Source organism: Streptomyces sp. NPDC104096 (assembly GCF_055584385.1).
The window spans coordinates 31,211-49,954 of the sequence record NZ_JBVJMD010000037.1 but is presented as its reverse complement, the minus strand read 5'-3'; the positions used below and the strand labels follow the sequence as shown (position 1 = coordinate 49,954).

General features: G+C 74.1%; 14 protein-coding genes. 9 read left to right on the top strand and 5 right to left on the bottom strand.

Annotated features, from left to right (window positions below):
* Positions 1-49: 49 nt before the first annotated feature.
* Complete coding sequence (cyc2, locus tag ACZ60B_RS29535; protein ID WP_469392193.1) at positions 50-2,209, top strand: germacradienol/geosmin synthase Cyc2; 2,160 nt, start codon at positions 50-52, stop codon at positions 2,207-2,209.
* On the opposite strand, the gene ACZ60B_RS29530 is transcribed toward cyc2, so the two are convergent.
* Positions 2,190-2,927, bottom strand: a complete 738-nt coding sequence (locus ACZ60B_RS29530; protein WP_469392191.1) for a CTP synthase C-terminal region-related (seleno)protein — start codon at positions 2,925-2,927, stop codon at positions 2,190-2,192. The two genes, cyc2 and ACZ60B_RS29530, sit on opposite strands and share 20 nt — an antisense overlap.
* 88 nt (positions 2,928-3,015) lie before the next feature.
* Between ACZ60B_RS29530 and ACZ60B_RS29525 the strand changes: the two genes are divergently transcribed.
* On the top strand, positions 3,016-3,900 hold the full coding sequence (locus ACZ60B_RS29525) for a LysR family transcriptional regulator (protein WP_469392189.1): 885 nt from the start codon (positions 3,016-3,018) through the stop codon (positions 3,898-3,900).
* Positions 3,901-3,999: 99 nt separating this feature from the next.
* Here the strand turns inward: ACZ60B_RS29525 and katG are convergent, their stop codons facing one another.
* The gene (gene katG / locus ACZ60B_RS29520) at positions 4,000-6,228 is read right to left on the bottom strand and encodes a catalase/peroxidase HPI (protein WP_469392187.1); all 2,229 of its coding nucleotides are present in this window, start codon (positions 6,226-6,228) and stop codon (positions 4,000-4,002) included.
* Positions 6,229-6,515: 287 nt separating this feature from the next.
* Here katG and ACZ60B_RS29515 point away from each other — a divergent pair, with 287 nt between their 5' ends.
* The 4 genes from ACZ60B_RS29515 to ACZ60B_RS29500 all read left to right on the top strand — a co-directional run bounded on the left by ACZ60B_RS29515 (position 6,516) and on the right by ACZ60B_RS29500 (position 10,156).
* Positions 6,516-6,926, top strand: a complete 411-nt coding sequence (locus ACZ60B_RS29515) for a Fur family transcriptional regulator (protein WP_469392184.1) — start codon at positions 6,516-6,518, stop codon at positions 6,924-6,926.
* Between the two features lie 149 nt (positions 6,927-7,075).
* Complete coding sequence (locus tag ACZ60B_RS29510) at positions 7,076-7,690, top strand: PDZ domain-containing protein (protein ID WP_469392182.1); 615 nt, start codon at positions 7,076-7,078, stop codon at positions 7,688-7,690.
* A 314-nt stretch (positions 7,691-8,004) separates the two neighbouring features.
* Positions 8,005-9,132: an aminopeptidase P family protein gene (locus ACZ60B_RS29505; protein ID WP_469392181.1), complete on the top strand. Its 1,128-nt coding sequence runs from the start codon at positions 8,005-8,007 to the stop codon at positions 9,130-9,132.
* A gap of 64 nt (positions 9,133-9,196) precedes the next feature.
* Positions 9,197-10,156: an aminoglycoside phosphotransferase family protein gene (locus tag ACZ60B_RS29500; RefSeq protein ID WP_469392180.1), complete on the top strand. Its 960-nt coding sequence runs from the start codon at positions 9,197-9,199 to the stop codon at positions 10,154-10,156.
* A 150-nt stretch (positions 10,157-10,306) separates the two neighbouring features.
* On the opposite strand, the gene treZ is transcribed toward ACZ60B_RS29500, so the two are convergent.
* Positions 10,307-12,052: a malto-oligosyltrehalose trehalohydrolase gene (treZ, locus tag ACZ60B_RS29495; RefSeq protein WP_469392179.1), complete on the bottom strand. Its 1,746-nt coding sequence runs from the start codon at positions 12,050-12,052 to the stop codon at positions 10,307-10,309.
* A gap of 174 nt (positions 12,053-12,226) precedes the next feature.
* Here treZ and ACZ60B_RS29490 point away from each other — a divergent pair, with 174 nt between their 5' ends.
* The 3 genes from ACZ60B_RS29490 (at position 12,227) to ACZ60B_RS29480 (ending at position 14,736) form a co-directional block, all read left to right on the top strand.
* A complete protein-coding gene (locus ACZ60B_RS29490) occupies positions 12,227-12,778 on the top strand; it encodes an FHA domain-containing protein (RefSeq protein ID WP_469392178.1) in 552 nt (183 codons plus the stop codon).
* A 162-nt stretch (positions 12,779-12,940) separates the two neighbouring features.
* Positions 12,941-14,263 (top strand): M14 family zinc carboxypeptidase, encoded by a 1,323-nt coding sequence (locus tag ACZ60B_RS29485; RefSeq protein ID WP_469392177.1) that lies wholly within the window; start codon positions 12,941-12,943, stop codon positions 14,261-14,263.
* Complete coding sequence (locus ACZ60B_RS29480; RefSeq protein ID WP_469392176.1) at positions 14,260-14,736, top strand: SSI family serine proteinase inhibitor; 477 nt, start codon at positions 14,260-14,262, stop codon at positions 14,734-14,736. The genes ACZ60B_RS29485 and ACZ60B_RS29480 overlap by 4 nt, the downstream gene beginning before the upstream one ends.
* A 23-nt stretch (positions 14,737-14,759) precedes the next feature.
* Here ACZ60B_RS29480 and ACZ60B_RS29475 read toward each other — a convergent pair whose 3' ends face one another.
* Together ACZ60B_RS29475 and treY are read right to left on the bottom strand one after the other, a co-directional pair.
* A complete protein-coding gene (locus ACZ60B_RS29475) occupies positions 14,760-16,010 on the bottom strand; it encodes a M14 family zinc carboxypeptidase (protein ID WP_469392174.1) in 1,251 nt (416 codons plus the stop codon).
* A 227-nt stretch (positions 16,011-16,237) separates the two neighbouring features.
* Positions 16,238-18,703, bottom strand: a complete 2,466-nt coding sequence (gene treY / locus ACZ60B_RS29470; RefSeq protein WP_469392172.1) for a malto-oligosyltrehalose synthase — start codon at positions 18,701-18,703, stop codon at positions 16,238-16,240.
* Between the last annotated feature and the right edge of the window lie 41 nt (positions 18,704-18,744).

Here is an 18,744-nt window from a genome sequence, read left to right as displayed (position 1 = left end):
ATGTCCGGCCGGGTGGATGCGGCTCGGAGGGCCCGGGTAGGGCCCGGCCATGACGCAGCCGTTCGAACTCCCGCACTTCTACATGCCGTACCCCGCGCGGTTGAACCCCCACCTCGACGAGGCGCGGACCCACTCGTCGCGGTGGGCGCGCGAGATGGGCATGCTGGAGGGCTCGGGGATCTGGGAGCAGGCCGATCTCGACGCGCACGACTACGGCCTGCTCTGCGCCTACACCCACCCCGACTGCGACGGCCCCGCGCTGTCGCTGATCACCGACTGGTACGTGTGGGTGTTCTTCTTCGACGACCACTTCCTCGACATGTTCAAGCGCACCCCGGACCGCGCCGCGGGCAAGGCCCACCTGGACCGGCTGCCGCTGTTCATGCCGCTGGACCCGGCAACCCCCGTGCCGCAGCCGCGGAACCCGGTCGAGGCCGGGCTCGCCGACCTGTGGGCGCGCACCGTGCCGTCGATGTCCGTCGCCTGGCGCCGCCGTTTCGCGGTCGCCACCGAGCACCTGCTGAACGAGTCGATGTGGGAGCTGTCCAACATCGACGAGGGACGGATCGCCAACCCCGTCGAGTACATCGAGATGCGCCGCAAGGTGGGCGGCGCGCCCTGGTCGGCGGGTCTCGTGGAGTACGCCACCGCCGAAGTGCCCGGGTCCGTCGCCGGATCGAGGCCGCTGCGGGTGCTGATGGAGACCTTCTCCGACGCCGTGCACCTGCGCAACGACCTGTTCTCCTACCAGCGGGAGGTGCAGGACGAGGGCGAGAACAGCAACGGCGTGCTGGTCCTGGAGACCTTCTTCGGCTGCACCACCCAGCAGGCCGCCGACATCGTCAACGACGTCCTCACCTCACGGCTGCACCAGTTCGAGCACACCGCCTTGACCGAGGTGCCCGCCCTGGCCGTGGACCGGGCGCTGACCCCCGTCGAGGTCGCGGCGGTGACGGCGTACACGAAGGGGCTCCAGGACTGGCAGTCCGGCGGCCACGAGTGGCACCTGCGGTCCAGCCGGTACATGAACGAGGGCGCCCGGGCCGTGCCGTTCTGGCACGGTCCGACCGGGCCCGGCACCTCCGCCTCGGACATCGGCGCGCTGCTCGCCGCCGCCGCCGCGGAACGCCTGCGCGCCCACGCGCACGTGCCGCGCCAGAAGGTCGGCCCGAGCCTGCTGCCCGACTTCCGGATGCCGTTCGAGGTGGGGCTCAGCCCGCACCTCGACGGCGCCCGCCACCGGCTGACCGGTTGGATGCACCGCGTCGGCATGCTGGAGGAGGGCGTGTGGGACGAGGACCGGCTCGCCGCGGCCGACCTCCCGCTGTGCGCGGCCGGCCTCGACCCGGACGCGTCTCCCGAGGCACTCGACCTCAGCTCGCGATGGCTGGCCTGGGGGACCTACGGCGACGACTGGTTCCCCCTCGCCTTCGGGCACCGCGGCGACCTCGCCGGGGCCCGGCTGGCCGCCCGGCGGCTGTCCGACTGCATGCCCGTCGCCGGGGAGGCGGTCCCGGTCCCCGCGAGCGCGATGGAGCGCGGGCTGACCGACCTGTGGGCGCGCACCACGGCGGGGATGACCGCCGAGGCCCGCGGCACGCTCAAGGAGTCCGTGGACAAGATGACCGAGAGCTGGCTGTGGGAGCTGGCCAACCAGCTCCAGAACCGGATCCCCGACCCCGTCGACTACCTGGAGATGCGGCGCGCCACCTTCGGCTCCGACCTCACCCTGAGCCTGTGCCGGCTCGGCCACGGTCCCGCCGTCCCGCCGGAGGTGTACCGCAGCGGGCCCGTCCGCTCCCTGGAGAACGCGGCCGTCGACTACGCCTGTCTGCTCAACGACGTCTTCTCGTACCAGAAGGAGATCGAGTACGAGGGCGAGATCCACAACGCCGTCCTCGTCGTGCAGAACTTCTTCGGCTGCGACTATCCGGCCGCCCTGCGCGTGGTAGCCGACCTGATGAACCAGCGCATGCGCCAGTTCGAACACGTCGTCGCGCACGAACTGCCCGTCCTCTACGACGACTTCGGCCTGTCGGAGGAGGCGCGTGAGGTGATGCGGGGCCATGTGTCCGATCTGGAGAACTGGATGGCGGGCATCCTGAACTGGCACCGAGCGGTCGACCGCTACAAGTCCGCCTACCTGGCCCGCCGTTCGCACGGCTTCCTGCCGACCCGCCCGCCCGCGCTCACCCCCGCGGCAGGCTGAACCGGCCTTCCCGTGCCGCGTGTTCCACGGCCGCCCGCGCCAGCGCCCGGACCATCGGGTGCGGGCGCGAGCCGTCGCCGGACAGCTCCGGCTGGAAGAGGGACATCAGGTAGAAGGGGTGGCCGGGCAGTTCCGCGATCCGGACCTGACCGTCCGCGTCGTGGCCGGAGAAGCGCAGCCCGTGGGCGCGCAGCGTGTCGAGGTGACGGGAGGGGCCGTACATGCAGAAGTAGCGCTCCACGGTGTGCGCCGCGCCGATCACGGACTGCGCCAGCGAGCCGGGCTCGACCATCACCGCCGCCTCGTGGCCGACCAGCGAGCAGACCAGCGGCTCGATCAGGAAGTCGTCGGCGTCCGGCTCGTTCTCGGCGTGCGCCACCCGGGTCAGTCCGCAGACGTCACGGGCGAACTCCAGCAGCGCGTGCTGGAACCCGCCGCAGGTGCCGAGGAACGGGATGCCCTCCTCGCGTGCGGTCCGGATCGCGGACAGGACGCCCGCCTCGCTGCGGTACGGGCTGCCCGGCACCACCCAGACCGCGTCGAAACCGCGTACCGCGCCCTCGGCGGTGGCGTCCTCGGAGGGGATCCAGTAGGCGTCGAGGACGAGCCCGTCGCGTTCGGCCAGGGCGTCCAGCAGCAGGGGGATACGGGCGTGCGAGGCGACCTCGGGGGAACGGTCGCCGACCAGGGCGATCCTCGCCGTGTGGGAGTGCGTCATGCACCTCATCCTGGGCGCGTCCGCGGTTCACGTCCAACGATGATTCCTGCACGCTCGATAAGCGTCGCTGATGGCATGCTGGGGCGGCATGGACCCGCATCTCCTGCGCACCTACGTCACCGTGGCCCGCCTCGCCTCCTTCTCGGCGGCCGCCCGCGAGCTGGGCTACACCCAGTCCGCGGTCTCCCAGCACATCGCGGCGCTGGAACAGGACCTCGGCACCGACCTGCTCACCCGGCGCCCGGTCGTCCCCACCCCGGCGGGCGAGCGGCTCCTGGAGCACGCGGGCCCGCTGCTGCTGCGCCTGGAGGCGGCCCGCGCGGACGTCGTACGCAGGGCGGCCGCACCCGAGCAGGGGCTGACGCTCGCGACCACCGCGACCGCGCTCGGGCCCCGTACCGTGGCGGCGCTCCCGCGGGCCGGGGTGACCCTGCGGGTGCTGGCCCGCGACGAGGTGCCCGAGGCCGTCGCGGCCGGGCGCGCGGACCTCGGACTGGTGGACGGACTGGCCGCCCCCAGCGATCCGCTGCGGCTGCCCGACGTGGCACCCCTGACGACGTACGGCGTCGGCGAGGAGTCCGTCTGCGTCCTGCTGCCCGACACCCATCCGCTGGCCGGCCGACCTGGGCTGCGCCTCGGCGACCTCGCCCACGCCCGCTGGCTGGACGCGCCCGACGCGGGACTGCCGCTGGACCGGCTCCGGGCCGCCGCCGACGGGTCCGGCTTCCGCCCGGCGCTGCGGTACGACGGGACCGACGTCCGTGTCCTCACCGCCCTGGCGGCCGCGGGTCACGGGCTGACCCTGCTGCCCCGGTCGGCCGCCACCGGGGTGCCGGGGGCCGTCGCCGTGCCGCTCGCGCAGCCGCGTGTCGTCCACCGCACCGAACTGATCTGCCTGGGCACGCCGGGCGGCCCGGCGGCCCGGCTGGCGGAGGCGCTGCTCGACGGCGGGGCCGGGACGCCGGTGCGGTGAGGGCGGTGGACGGCCCGGCCGCCGGTACGCGAAGACGTCCGGGCCGGCCCGTACGGGCCGGCCCGGACGTCTGTCGGGCGCGGGAGGTGGGACGGACGGTCAGACGAGGTCGAACCGGTCCAGGTCCATGACCTTGGTCCACGCGGCGGCGAAGTCCTTCACGAACTTCTCCTTCGCGTCGTCGCTCGCGTAGACCTCGGCGAGCGCGCGCAGCTCGGAGTTGGAGCCGAAGACCAGGTCGGCGCGGCTGCCGGTCCACTTGACCTGGCCGGAGGCGTCGCGGCCCTCGAACGTGGTCGCGTCCTCGGAGGTCGCCTTCCACGTCGTGCCCAGGTCGAGCAGGTTGGTGAAGTAGTCGTTCGTCAGCACCCCGGGGGTGGCGGTGAGGACACCGAGCGACGACTGCTTGTGGTTCGCGCCCAGCACGCGCAGACCGCCGACGAGGACCGTCATCTCCGGCGCGCTCAGGGTCAGCAGGTTCGCCCGGTCCAGCAGCAGGTACTCGGCCGGCAGGCGGTTGCCCTTGCCGAGGTAGTTGCGGAACCCGTCGGCGGCCGGCTCCAGCGCGGCGAACGACTCCACGTCGGTCTGGTCCTGCGAGGCGTCCGCACGGCCCGGCGTGAAGGCCACCTCGACGTCGACACCGGCGTCCCGGGCGGCCTTCTCGACGGCCGCGGAGCCGGCGAGCACGATCAGGTCGGCGAGGGAGATCTCCTTGCCGCCGGACTGGGCGGCGTTGAAGGACTCCTGGATGCCCTCCAGGGTGCGCAGCACCTGGGCGAGCTGGTCGGGGTCGTTGACCTCCCAGCCGCTCTGCGGCTGAAGACGCACGCGCGCGCCGTTGGCGCCGCCGCGCTTGTCGCTGCCGCGGAAGGACGAGGCGGACGCCCACGCGGCGGACACGAGCTGCGACACCGACAGACCCGAGGCGAGGACCTGGGCCTTGAGGGCGGCCACGTCGTCGGCGTCGACGAGCTCGTGCGTGACGGCGGGGATCGGGTCCTGCCAGATCAGCACCTCGGAGGGGACCTCCGGGCCGAGGTAGCGCGCGAGCGGGCCCATGTCGCGGTGGGTCAGCTTGAACCAGGCGCGGGCGAACGCGTCCGCGAACTCCTCGGGGTTCTCGTGGAAGCGGCGCGAGATCTGCTCGTAGGCCGGGTCGAGGCGCAGCGCGAGGTCGGTCGTCAGCATGGTCGGGGCCAGGCTCTTCGACGCGTCGTGGGCGTGCGGGATGGTGCCGGCGCCGGCACCGTCCTTCGCCACCCACTGGTGGGCGCCGGCGGGGCTCCGGGTCAGCTCCCACTCGTAGCCGAAGAGGTTGTCGAAGAAGCCGTTGCCCCACTGCGTCGGCGTGGCGGTCCAGGTGACCTCCAGGCCGCTGGTGATCGCGTCGGCGCCCTTGCCGGTGCCGAAGGAGTTCTTCCAGCCCAGGCCCTGCTCCTCGATCGAGGCGGCCTCGGGGTCGGCGCCGACGTTGTCCGCCGGGCCCGCGCCGTGGGTCTTGCCGAAGGTGTGACCGCCCGCGATCAGGGCGACCGTCTCCTCGTCGTTCATCGCCATCCGGCGGAACGTCTCACGGATGTCGCGGGCCGCGGCCAGCGGGTCCGGGTTGCCGTTCGGGCCCTCGGGGTTGACGTAGATGAGGCCCATCTGGACCGCGCCGAGCGGGTTCTCCAGCTCGCGGTCACCGGTGTAGCGCTGGTCGTCGAGCCAGGTGGTCTCGGGGCCCCAGTAGACGTCCTCGTCCGCCTCCCAGACGTCCGGGCGGCCGCCGGCGAAGCCGAAGGTCTTGAAGCCCATCGTCTCCAGGGCGACGTTGCCGGTGAGGATCATGAGGTCGGCCCACGAGATGCTCTGGCCGTACTTCTTCTTGACCGGCCACAGCAGACGGCGGGCCTTGTCGAGGTTGCCGTTGTCCGGCCAGCTGTTGAGCGGGGCGAAGCGCTGCTGCCCGGCGCCCGCGCCGCCACGGCCGTCGCTGATCCGGTAGGTGCCCGCGCTGTGCCAGGCCATCCGGATCATGAGCGGGCCGTAGTTGCCGAAGTCGGCCGGCCACCAGTCCTGCGAGTCCGTGAGCACCTCGGCGATGTCCCGCTTCACGGCGGCGAGGTCGAGGCTCTCGAACGCCTTGGCGTAGTCGAAGTCCTCGCCCAGCGGGTTCGCCACTGCGGGGTTCTTGGCAAGGATCTTCAGATTGAGCCGTTCCGGCCACCACTGGCGGTTTCCGCCGCCCTGCGTCGGGTGCGCGGCGCGCTCGTGCGCGACCGGGCAACCACCTGCGCCTCCGGACTTCGCGTCGGTGACGATGGCGTCGTGGTTCTCGGACATGGGAATCCTTCCGGATGGGGCGGATCACTGTGCTCAGGGGCCGCGGGAGGAGGGACGGACGGGACACCGACTCCCGTAGAGCTGCGGTGAGCGCGAGAAAAGCCTCGCGGTCACTCCGTCCGCTCCTGTCGTACTGGTGTCTTTTTGTCCCTTGGCCAGCGCCTGATCCGATCCTACAATGGACAGAGTCTTAGTCAAGAAGCACACTAAACCCATATCCGATAGGAACCCGGATGTCCACTGGTAAAATCCCGGGTGTCCCACCGAACGTGAATAGGTGAACCGATATGAGTGACCTGCTGGAGCGACTGCGAGGCCGCGGCTGGCGGATGACCTCCCAGCGGCGTGTCGTTGCGGAGGTCCTCGACGGCGACCACGTGCACCTCACCGCCGACGAGGTGCACGCCCGTGCTGCCCAGCGGCTGCCCGAGATCTCCCGGGCGACCGTCTACAACACGCTCGGCGAGATGGTCACCCTCGGCGAGGTCATAGAGGTCGCCACCGACGGCCGCGCCAAGCGCTACGACCCCAACGCGCACCGACCGCACCAGCACCTCGTGTGCTCCAACTGCGGTCTGATCCGCGACGTCCACCCCACCGGCGATCCGTTGGCCGACCTTCCGGCGGTGGAACGGTTCGGCTTCACGATCTCCGAGGTCGAGGTCACCTACCGAGGGCTGTGCCCCTCCTGCGCGTAGCGCGAACGCGGTGACGGGCTACGAGCGCGGTGACGGGGTGCGGGGCACGTCGACCGGATGATGCCCGTCCCCGACCCCGGGTCAGTCTCACTCGTTCGTGTCTCGTCCCACGCCGGTGCTCCGGGTAGAGCACCGGGCGGAGGCGATTCATGGAACAGACCGCGTCGGAACAGACCGCGTTGCGTCCCCGACCGATGCCCGGACAGCAGCCGCCGGGCACTGCCGGGCCCGAGGGCCGTATCCGGCGCCCGCACGCCGCGCGCCGCCGCGGTCGACGGCTCACGACCCTGCTGTCCGGCCTGCTCCTGGGGGCGGCGCTGGTGCTGTCCGGGGTGGGCCTCGGGACGGTGGGGGCGACGGTGGTCAGCATGGGCAAGCTCGCCGAGCTCCAGCGCCGGGCGGCGGCCTCCCACGGCCCGGCGGCCGCCGGCCCCGAGTCCGCCGCCGACCGCTCCGGTGCCGCCGTGCCCCCGGTGTCGTCCCTGTCGCCCGCCGCCCCCACGGCGACGCTCGGCGTCGAGGCGGTCGACGCCGCGCGGCCCGGGGCGCTGGTCGTCGGCGTCCACGTCCCCGGCCCCGGGTACTCGGCGGGGCTGGTCCGCGGAGACGTGCTGCTCGCCTTCGGCAGGACCAGGATCGGCTCGGCGGCCGACCTCGCGCACGCCGTCGCCCGCGCCCGCCCCGGCAAGGAGGTCGTCCTGACCGTCCGGCACCACGGCGGAGCCCACCAACGACTGAGGGCCGTCCCGGGCGTCGTCACCTGACGACGCGGGGCATTGCCCTGCCGTGGGGCGACGGGCGGACACGGGCCGGCTGCTGCCGACCGCCGGACGCGGGACGGCTGTCGTGGGTCGGCGGATCCGGGCCGGGGGCCGGGGGCCGGTCGGGGTCGGCGGCCGGGGCCGGTCGGGGCCGGGCGCAGTCGGGCGCGAGGCCGGGGCGGGGGCGGGTGGGGGAAGGCGAGCGGTGGCTCTTGGCGTGCGCGGCGGGTGAGTGTGGGGCGACCGGCTCGCGCGGGCCCCTCCGGCCGGGCAGGATGCTGCCCGTAGCCCCTCTTCGTCCGCCCAGGGAGGCCCGGATGACCGGCAGCACGGCCGCGCGCTTCACCGCAGACGACTACCGGGCCCGGATGGACCGGGCCGCCCGTGCCGCGGCGGACGCCGGGCTGGCCGGGCTCCTGGTGGCGCCGGGCCCCGACCTCGTCTGGCTCACCGGCTACGCGCCCACCGCGGTCACCGAGCGGCTCACCCTGCTGCTCCTCGCCGCCGGGCAGGACCCCGTCCTCGTCGTCCCCGCCCTGGAGGCCCCCGACGCCGCCAAGGCCACCGGGGCGACCGCCCTGACGCTGCGCGACTGGACCGACGGCAAGGACCCCTACGCGCTCACCGCGGGCCTCCTCGACGCCTCGGGCTCCTTCGGGATCAGCGACAACGCCTGGGCGCTGCATCTGCTCGCCCTGCAGCGGGCGCTGCCCGGCGCCTCGTACGCCTCCCTCACCGACGCCCTGCCCATGCTGCGCGCCGTGAAGGACCCGGCCGAGCTGGAGCTGCTGGCGGCCGCGGGCGCGGCCGCGGACGCGACGTTCGAGGAGATCCGCGACGTGCGCTTCGCCGGACGCCGGGAGTCCGACGTCGCCGCCGACCTCGCGGGTCTGCTGCGCCGCCACGGACACTCCCAGGTCGACTTCACCATCGTCGCCTCGGGACCGAACGGCGCCAACCCGCACCACGAGGTGGGCGACCGGGTCATCGAACGCGGCGACATGGTCGTCCTCGACTTCGGCGGCCTCAAGGACGGCTACGGCTCGGACACCAGCCGCACGGTCCACGTGGGCGAGCCCACGGACGAGGAGCGGACGGTCCACGACCTCGTGCGCGCGGCCCAGGAGGCGGGCTTCCGGGCCGTGCGGCCGGGCGTCGCCTGCCAGGAGGTCGACCGGGCCGCCCGCGGGGTCATCGAGGACGCCGGATACGGCCAGTACTTCATCCACCGCACCGGCCACGGCATCGGCGTCACCACCCATGAGCCGCCGTACATGATCGAGGGCGAGGAACAGCCCCTGGTCCCCGGCATGTGCTTCTCCGTCGAACCCGGCGTCTACCTGCCCGGCCGCTTCGGGGTGCGCATCGAGGACATCGTGACCGTGACCGAGGACGGCGGCCGCCGCCTCAACGACACGACCCGGGAGATGGTCCTCGTGGACTGACGGCCCGGTCCGAAGGACCTCCAGGAAACCCGTGAGACGACACCCCCGAGCGACGGCGCGACCCATGACCCAGGCACCGACACCGACCGCGGACACCGTCCGCCGACTGGTCCGTTCCCTGACGAAGGAAGGCGAGGAGGGTGCGGCGGGCGCCGCCGGACCCGATGTCCGGCCCGTCGCCGAGGGCGGCGGGTCCACCACGTGGTGGGTCGGCACCCGCCATGTGCTGCGCCTCGCCACCGACCGCGAGGCGACCGCCCGGCGCCGCCGTGAACTGCGCCTGCGCGATCTCGTCCGCCCCCATGTCCCGGTCGCCGTACCGGTCAGCGTGGCGCACGGCGACTGGGCGCCCGGACTCGCCTACACGCTGGACACCAAGGTGCCCGGCGGCACCGCGGAGCAGCACGAGGTGTCGGCCGTCGGCGAGGCCGACCTGGCCGGACTGCTCACCGGGATGCGCGAGGTGCCCGCCCGGCAGATCGAGGTCCTCGGCGTACCGCACGCCCCGGCCCGCTCCCTGGAGGCGCTGCGCCGGATGGCCGTACCGGCCGCGGAACTCCTGCGCGCAGCAGACGAGTTCGACGCCGCGCTGCTGCACCAGCTCACCCCGCAGGGGGCGGCCCAGCTCGCCGCCCGGCCCGGCGCGGCCGTCCTCGTCCACCACGGTCTGCGGGGCGAGCACCTCGTGGTCAGCGCCGACGGCCGGGTGCGCGGGGTGCTGGACTGGACCCACGCGGTCGTCGGCGACCCCGCGGAGGACATCGCCGGACTCGCCCTCGCCGTCGGCTCGCCCGCCGCCGTACGCGCCGCGACCCTCGCCGGCTACGGCGCCCGCAGCTGCCTGCGCGGCCTGTGGCTGGCCCGCTGCGACACGGTCCTCGCGCTCGCCGAGCGTCTGGACGGCCGTGGCGGCAGCCCGCCGCCGCTGCTGCGCACACAGCTGCGCCGCGCCTGGGAGGCGATCCTGCTGGAGCGCGTGACGGAGTTCCGCGAGGAGGGACCGGACGGCGCGGATCAGCCCTGACGAGCCGCACCGAACCCCGGAGCCACGGGCCACCGGACCTCCGGATCACCGGACTTCCGGGCGACCGGGCCCTCGGGCGACCGGGCCTCCGGACTTCCGGGCGACCGGCCCTCCGGATCCGCGCCCCCGGCTCCCGCCCCGCCCGTCCCGTCAGCTCTGTTCCAGCACCACGCACGACTCCCCGGGCACCAGCAGGACCCCGTCCGTCCCCGGCCGCTCCACCGGCTCCCACGCGGCGAGCACCCGGGCCGGGCGGGTGCCCAGCGGGATCGCCGCCTGCTCCTTGCCGAGGTTCACCGCCACGCGTACGTCACCGCGGCGGAAGGCCAGCCAGCGGGCCTCCTCGTCGTACGCCACCTTCGTGTCCGCGAGATCGGGGTCGGTGAGGTCCGGATGGCTGTGCCGCAGCGCGATCAGGCGGCGGTACCAGTCCAGCACGCGCGCGTGCGGCGGGCGTTCCGGCTCGGACCAGTCCAGACAGGAGCGGTCGCGGGTCGCCGGGTCCTGCGGATCGGGCACGTCCTCCTCGGCCCAGCCGTGCGCCGTGAACTCCCGCCGCCTGCCGCGGCGTACGGCCTCGGCGAGCTCGGGATCGGTGTGGTCGGTGAAGAACTGCCAGGGCGTGCCCGCCGCCCACTCCTCGCCCATGAACAGCATCGGCGTGAAGGGCGCCGTCAGCGTCAGCGCCGCCGCGCACGCCAGCAGCCCGGGGGAGAGGACGGCCGCCAGCCGGTCGCCCTGGGCGCGGTTGCCGACCTGGTCGTGGGTCTGGCTGTAGCCGACGAGCCGGTGCGCGGCCACCCGGCCGCGGTCCAGGGCGCGGCCGTGGTGCCGGCCCCGGAAGCTGGAGTACGTGCCGTCGTGGAAGAAACCGCCCGTGAGCGTCTTGGCCAGGGCCGCGAGGGGGGCGCGCGCGAAGTCCGCGTAGTAGCCCTGGGACTCGCCGGTCAGCGCGGCGTGCAGGGAGTGGTGGAAGTCGTCGCTCCACTGCGCGTGCAGGCCGAGGCCGCCCTCCGCGCGCGCGGTGACCACGCGCGGGTCGTTCAGGTCCGACTCGGCGACCAGGAACAGCGGCCGGCCCGTGTCGGCGCCGAGATGGTCCACCGCCCGCGACAGCTCCTCCAGGAAGTGGCACGCGCGCGTGTCCGCCAGCGCGTGCACCGCGTCCAGCCGCAGCCCGTCGATCCGGTAGTCCCGCAGCCACGCCAGCGCGCTGCCGAGCAGGAAGGCGCGCACCTCGTCCGAGCCGGGCCCGTCGAGGTTGACCGCGGCGCCCCAGGGGGTGTGGTGCCGGTCGGTGAAGTACGGGCCGAACGCGGGCAGGTGATTGCCCGACGGGCCCAGATGGTTGTGGACCACGTCCAGGACCACCCCGAGATTGAGCCCATGGGCCCGGTCCACGAACCTGCGCAGCGCCTCGGGGCCGCCGTACGGCTCGTGCACCGCCCACAGCGACACCCCCTCGTACCCCCAGCCGTGCCGGCCGGGGAAGGGGCACAGGGGCATCAACTCGACGTGGGTGATCCCCAGTTCCGCCAGATGGACGAGCCGCTCGGCGGCCGCGTCGAGGGTTCCCTCCGGCGTGTACGTACCCACGTGCAGCTCGTACAGCACGGCCCCCGGCAGCGGCCGGCCCGCCCACTCGGTCTGCCAGGCGTACCGCCCGTGATCGACGACGGCGCTCAGGCCGTCCGGGCCGTCCGGCTGTCGGCGGGAGCGCGGATCGGGCAGCACGGGGCCGTCGTCCAGCGCGAACCCGTACCGCGTGCCGTCGGCCGCCTTCGCCTCGCCGCTCCACCAGCCCTCGCGCGCCGGATCGCGCTCCAACGCGCGCGTGGCTCCGCCGCAATGGAGCGTCACCCGGTCGGCCTGCGGTGCCCACACCTCGAACTGCACGGACGGTTCCCCTTCGTCTGCTCACCGTGATGTAGCCCGTCCATGGTCCTTCAAACGCGATCAATCCGCCTTTGAATGCTCCCTTTTGCGGGGGGTGTCGTCCAGGTACAGGCACGGGCGCGCCGTTTCTGTGTTTTCTGGACACTCGGGGTTCACTGACCGACAATCACGAGCGTGACGTCGTCCTTCGAGTTCCACACGTACCCCGCGCGGCTGTCCGACGCGGAGCGCGACCGGGCCCTGGAGGTGCTGCGCGACGGCGCCGCCAAGGGGCGGCTGTCGCACGACACGTTCGTCCGGCGCATGGAACTGGCGCTGTCCGCGCGCCGCTCCGACGAACTCGCCGCGCTCACCGCCGACCTGCCCACGGAGAGCCGCTTCGCGCGCGTGGTGTTCGGCACCGTCGAGGCGGTCTCGGGCTTCACCGTACGGCTGCGCCGGGCCTGGCAGGCCGAGAAGCTGCCCAAGCTGCTGCTGCCGCACCCGGGCGCCGCGCACGCGCTGCGGATAGGCCGGGACCCCGCCAGCGGACTGCGGCTCACCCACGAGACGGTCTCGCGCGTGCACGCCGAACTCAGCCGGCAGGGCGGCATGTGGGTCCTGCGCGACCTCGGCTCGACCAACGGCACGACGGTGAACGGGCGCCGGGTGATCGGCGCGGCCGTCGTCCGCGAGGGCGACCAGATCGGCTTCGGGAGCATCGCGTTCCGGCTCGCGGCGGACTGAACCGGCCCCGGACCGCCACCGGTCCTCGAACTCCCTTGCGTACCGCGGTGTTGACGTACCCGGCGAGCCATGACTGACTGTGCTTACACCATGTACACCAGGTGAACCGACGGCACCACATTGTGGAGGTGTGCCCTGCCGCCACTCCTCCGCTACCCGAGCGTGGACGAACTGGGCACCCGGGCCGCCGCACTCGTCGCCCGACGCCCCCGGGACGCCCGGCTGCGCCGGATCGGGACGTCCCGCGCGGGAACGCCCCTGTGGCTGCTGTCCGTCGGGCACGGCACCCGGCAGGCCCTGGTGGTCGCCGGACCGCACGCCAACGAGCCGGTGGGCGGCGCGACCGCGCTGCGCCTGGCCGAACGCGTCCTGGCCGAACCCCGCCTCGCCGACGGCGCGGACACCACCTGGAACCTGCTGCTGTGCCTGGACCCCGACGGTCTGCGCCGCAACGAGGGCTGGCTGTCCGGCCCGTACACCCTCGGCCACTACTTCCGGAACTTCTTCCGCCCCGGCTTCCTCGAACAGCCCGAGTGGCTGCCCGACGGCGCGGAGGCCGCCACGCTCCCCGAGACGCGTGCCCTGCTCCGCGTCCAGGACGAACTGAAACCTTTCTTCCAGTGCTCGCTGCACGGTGTCGACGTCGGCGGCGGCTTCGTCGAACTGACCCGTGACCTGCCGGGCCTGGCCCAGCGCGTCGCCCACACCGCGACCCGGCTCGGCATCCCGCGCGAACTCGGTCCCTACGACACCCTGTACTGGCCCGGCCTCGGCCCCGCCGTCTACCGGATCCCGCCCCCGAGCCGGGGCGACCTGGCCGCGGCCATCACCGAGGCCGCCGTCGAGTCCACCTGGTTCCACCCGCACCGGCACGGCACGGTCACCGCCGTGATCGAGGCCCCCATGTGGGGTGTGGCCGGTGTCGAGGACGGCTCCCGGCCCGCCGACCCGGACGAGGCCCTGCGCACGGTGAGCCGCACGCTGCGGCACGACGCCGGGCTCCTGGAGCTGATCCTCGCCCGGATCCGGCCCCGTCTCGCGGGCTCACCGGACGCGGCGCGCCTGCTCGCACCGGTCGACGACTATTTACTGGTCTGCCCCGGCCTGGCCGACGCCTGGGACCCCGACGTCCGTGACCGGGGGCGCCCCCTGCCGGCCCTGCGCACCGCCCATCTCGCCGCCCTGCGCATCGCCGGACGGCGGCTCGCCCTGCGCACGGCGGGGCTGCTGCACCAGTTGGTGCGGGGCGCCGGCGGCGATCCGGACGACGCGCTGCCGGACCTGGACCGGGTCATCGACGAGTGGTGCGCCGACTACCGCGACGGCTGCGGGGCCCGCTGGATCCCGGTCGCCCGCCAGGTGGAGTACCAGTCGCGCGTGGTGCTGGCCACGTTCGGGCTGGCCGCGGCGCACGCGCGCGAGGAGTCCCGTTCGGGTGAGCGGGACTGGTGTCCGGAGACGGCCGTGCCGATGCCTCTTGAATGACGCACCCGAAGTACGCGACACACACGAGGCACGACCGGCACCGCACACGCCCGGGCAACAGGGCGGGTACGGCGTACCTGGCACGCGGCGCCCTGCTGACGGCGACGGCTCTGCTCACCGTCGGCGCGTCGGCCCCGGCGGCCGCCCGGGACGTCCTTTCGGGCGACTGGCTCCGCCTCACCGTCACCCGGGGCGACGGCGCCCGCCCGGGTGACACCCGCGACGCCCTGCTGCGGTGCGACCCGCCCCGGGGGCACGCGCACGCCGCACAGGCCTGCGAGCGGCTCGCCGCGGTGAAGGGTGACATCGGCGCCCTCACGCCGGCGGACGGCTTCTGCACGATGGTGTACGCCCCGGTGACCGCCCACGCGCGCGGCGAGTGGGGCGGGCGGCCGGTCGCGTTCGCGCGGACCTTCGCCAACCGTTGCGCGCTGACGACGTGGACCGGGCCGGTGTTCGCGCTGGACGAGTGACGGAGCGCGGGGCGCAGGCCGTCTCAGCCGTCGCGGTCGCGCGCGTGCAGCGCGGCCGCGACGACGGTACGGGACTGGTGCTCGACCTGGTGCTCCAGGGGCACCCAGCGGGCGCGGAACCGTACCGCGAAGGCGTCGCTCCAGGCCGCCACGAGCTGTTCGAGACGCGGTGCCGCACGGTCGTCGTGCTCCTGGAGGACCCGCAGCAGCATCGCCGCCGAACGCATCGGCAGCCGGCGGGCGAACGCGTCGACGCTGCCGACGTACGCCATCGTGGTGTCGGCCGGCGGCATGTGGATCCAGTCCTCGACCAGACCCGGCACCAGCTCCAGCACCCAGCGCGCGGCCCGCAGCAGCGGCCCGTCCACGCCGGCCAGGCGCGGCAGGGCCTCGGCGAGCACCTGCTCCACCTCCACGGCGTCGCGCCGCAGCCGGTGCGCGAGGCGCCGGATCGCGGCGGCGGGGGCCGGGTGCGGCGCGCGGTCGTCCACCAGGTCGCTCGCCCACATCGGGACCTCGACGACGGCGGTCAGACCGCCGTACCGGTGGGCGTGGTACCAGGTGCTGTGCCGAGCGTCGTCCGGCATGCTCGGGTAGGCGGCGCCCGCGCCGGGCGCGGGCATCACATGCACCCCGGGCCCGCTCGCCGGCCAGCCCGCCGCGTCGGCGGCGCCCGTCTCCACCGGGATGTGCAACTCGGCCGCGGACTTGGCGAACGGCTCCGCCAGGCCGGGGATGTCCTTCGTGAGCTGTATCCAGCTGCCGCCCAGGTCGGTGCCGTGCAGGGAGATCTGGAGGTAGGGCCGCAGCTCGTCGATGACCCCGGTCAGGGTGCGGGTCTCGGGCGGCAGCCGGTCGGGCGGCAGCACGGACGGCGACCACTCCGGCTGTTCCGGTCCGGCGGGCCGGAAGAAGCCGAGGTGATAGTCGAACAGACTGCGGGGCGACGGCGTCACGTGCAGACTCGCCCCGTCGGGGTCCGCGCACAGCAGGAAGTGCCAGGAGGTGTCGGCCCGCAGTTCCCGCTCGCGCAGCACCCGTGCGGCGAGGGCCAGCAGCGTGGAGCCGCCGACCGGTTCGTTCGCGTGGGCCCCCGCGACGACGAGGACGGCGCGCCGGGCGTGGCCCACGGACAGCAGATGCAGCGGTCGGCCGGCGCGCGAGACGCCCACCTGCCGCAGGGTGCACAGGTCAGGCCGATGGGCGGCCAACGCTTTCGCGGACTCGACCAGTTCGGGAACGCTGGGGTAACGCTGCTCCGGCAGGAGACTCACCCCCGATAGGTCCGCCCTGCTTCGCATCCGCAGTACCCCATGGACTCTGTGGACTGTCAAGGACGCGAGGCGTGCCCCCGCCGGATCGCCCCCTTCCCCGCCGGATCTCCTGCATCTCCGCCGGACTCCCGCCGTCCGGCGGCAGGGGCCCGCCCCGGCCCTTGCCGCCGGACGGCCTGCCCCGGACCCTGCAGCCGGCCGGCCCCGCGGCCCGTCCGCGCCGCCTGTCACACCTCGCCCGCGGCGCCCTCGGTCGTGCCCGCCGTCCCGGTCGTCCCAGCCGCCCGCACCGTTCCGGCCGTCTCTGCCGTCTCTGCCGTCTCTGCCGTCCCGGCCGGTCGTTCCCCGTCGATGCGCTCCAGCAGTGCCACCGGCCGCTCGCCGAAGAGGTCCGCCACGCGCGTGTGCCCCTCGAACTCCCGGCCGGGCGCCAGCAGATCGGCCCACCGCCCCGGCGGCAGGGACAGCCGGGTGTCCCGCCAGCCGCCCGCCTCCGCGAGCCGCAGCGACAGCCGGGTCACCGCCGTCACGACCGTCGCCGAGCGGACGAACGCCAGACAGTGCGCCGCCGCCGCGCCCTCCGCGGGCAGGGGCGCGTACGTCGCCGCGTCCCCGAACGCCTCGGGCCGCCGCCCGCGCAGCCGCAGCGCGGCCACGGTCAGCGCACCCTTCTCCCCGGGATCCGCGGGCGGGAACCGCACCGGCCGCCGGTTGTCCGGGTCGACCAGCGCCCGGTACTCCGCCTCCGTGCCCTGGTACAGATCGGGGACGCCGGGCATCGTCAGATGGACCAGGGCCGTGCCCAGCACGTTCGCGCGCAGATGCGGCTCCAGGGCGTCCCGGAAGGCGGCCATCCGCTCACCCGGCGCGCCACAGGGCCCCACGGCGACGAACCGCGCCACCCGCTCCTCGTACGAGGGGTCCTGCTCGGTCCAGCTCGTGTACAGGCCGGCCTCCCGCACCTGCTTCAGCAACGCCTGGTCGACCCGTTCCGGGGACGCCGGACCGAGCCCGAACACCGTCTGCCAGGCCGCCCACGCCAGCTGCGCGTCCGGCCCGCCGTCGCCGTCGGGGGTCACCTCGGCCAGCACGTCGGACCACGGCCCGGGGCACTCGGTCAGTACCGCGAGGGCGGCCCGGACATCGGCGCTCCGCTTGGTGTCATGGGTCGTCACCACGCTCCCGCCGACCGGCCAGTCGCGCTGCACGCGGGCGCAGTGGGCGTGGAAGTCCGCCGGGGACACGGCCGGACGCCCGGGGTTCCCGCCGACCTCGCTCCCCGACAGCAGCGGCACATAGCGGTAGAACGCGGTGTCCTCGACGGACTTGGCGCGCAGCGCGGACGCCGTCTGCGCGAAACGCGTACGGAACTCGGCATGACCCGGCCCGTCCCCGTGCCGCCCGAGTACGAGATCCCGTACGACATCGACCGCGCCGGCCTCCTCGGGCACGACGAAGGCACGCCGGGCCTCGGCCGCGGCCTCCGCGGTGACGACCTCGGCCGCGTCGCCCGAGGCGTAGGGCCGGTAGACCTCCAGCCGGACCAGCAGTTCCCGCAGCGCGGTCCGCAGCGCCCAGGGCGCCCGGTCGCGCAGCGCGGGCTCCGGCGCCGTGGCGCACAGCCGGACCGCGACCCGGGTCAGCCGGTCGACCTCGGCGGCCAGTTCGTGCGAGAGCACCCGGTAGGCGGCCCGTCGTACCGTCGCCGCCCAGTCACCGCCCCGGTCGGTCTGCGGGGCCGCGAACCGCCGGTACCGGGCGAGGAGTTCATCGGCGCCCGCCGGATCCGTGAAGAGGCCGTCGACGTGCCGCAGGGCGTCGTAGCCGGTGGTGCCGGCCACGGGCCAGGAGGTGGGCAGGTGTTCCCCGTCCGCCAGGATCTTCTCCACGACCGTCCAGCGGCCGCCGGTCGCCCCGTGCAGCCGCTCCAGATAGCCGTCGGGGTCGGCGAGCCCGTCGGGGTGGTCCACGCGCAGACCGTCGACCACCCCTTCGTGGAGGAGCTGGAGGATCTTGGCGTGGGTGGCCTCGAAGACCTCGGGGTCCTCGACCCGCACCCCGACGAGCTCGGAGATGCTGAAGAAACGCCGGTAGTTGAGCTCGGTACGGGCCAGCCGCCACCACGCGGGGCGGTACCACTGGGCGTCCAGGAGCTGCGGCAGCGGCAGCTCCTCGGTACCCTCCCGCAGCGGCAGCACCTGGTCGTGGTAACGCAGGACGTCGCCGTCGACCTCCAGGTGCCCGATCTCCGCGCCGAGCGGGCCGCCGAGCACGGGCAGCAGCACCTGCCCGCCCTGCGCCTCCCAGTCGATGTCGAACCAGCGCGCGTACGGCGACTTCGGCCCCTCCCGCAGCACCTCCCACAGGGCCCGGTTGTGCCGGGGCGCCATGGCCATGTGGTTGGGCACGATGTCCACCACCAGGCCGAGACCGTGCTCGCGCGCGGTGCGCGACAGCGCGCGCAGCCCGTCCTCGCCGCCCAGTTCGGCCCGTACGCGCGCGTGGTCGACGACGTCGTAGCCGTGCGCCGAGCCCGGCACGGCCTCCAGGACGGGGGACAGGTGCAGATGCGAGACGCCGAGCGAGGCCAGGTACGGCACGATCTCCGCCGCGGCCCCGAACGGGAACTCGGGCTGTAGCTGCAACCGGTAGGTGGCGATGGGCACCGTCGGGTCGGGTCGCTCAGGTGTCATGGCACCTACGTACCCGCCCCGTCGCGTTTCGTGTCATCGCC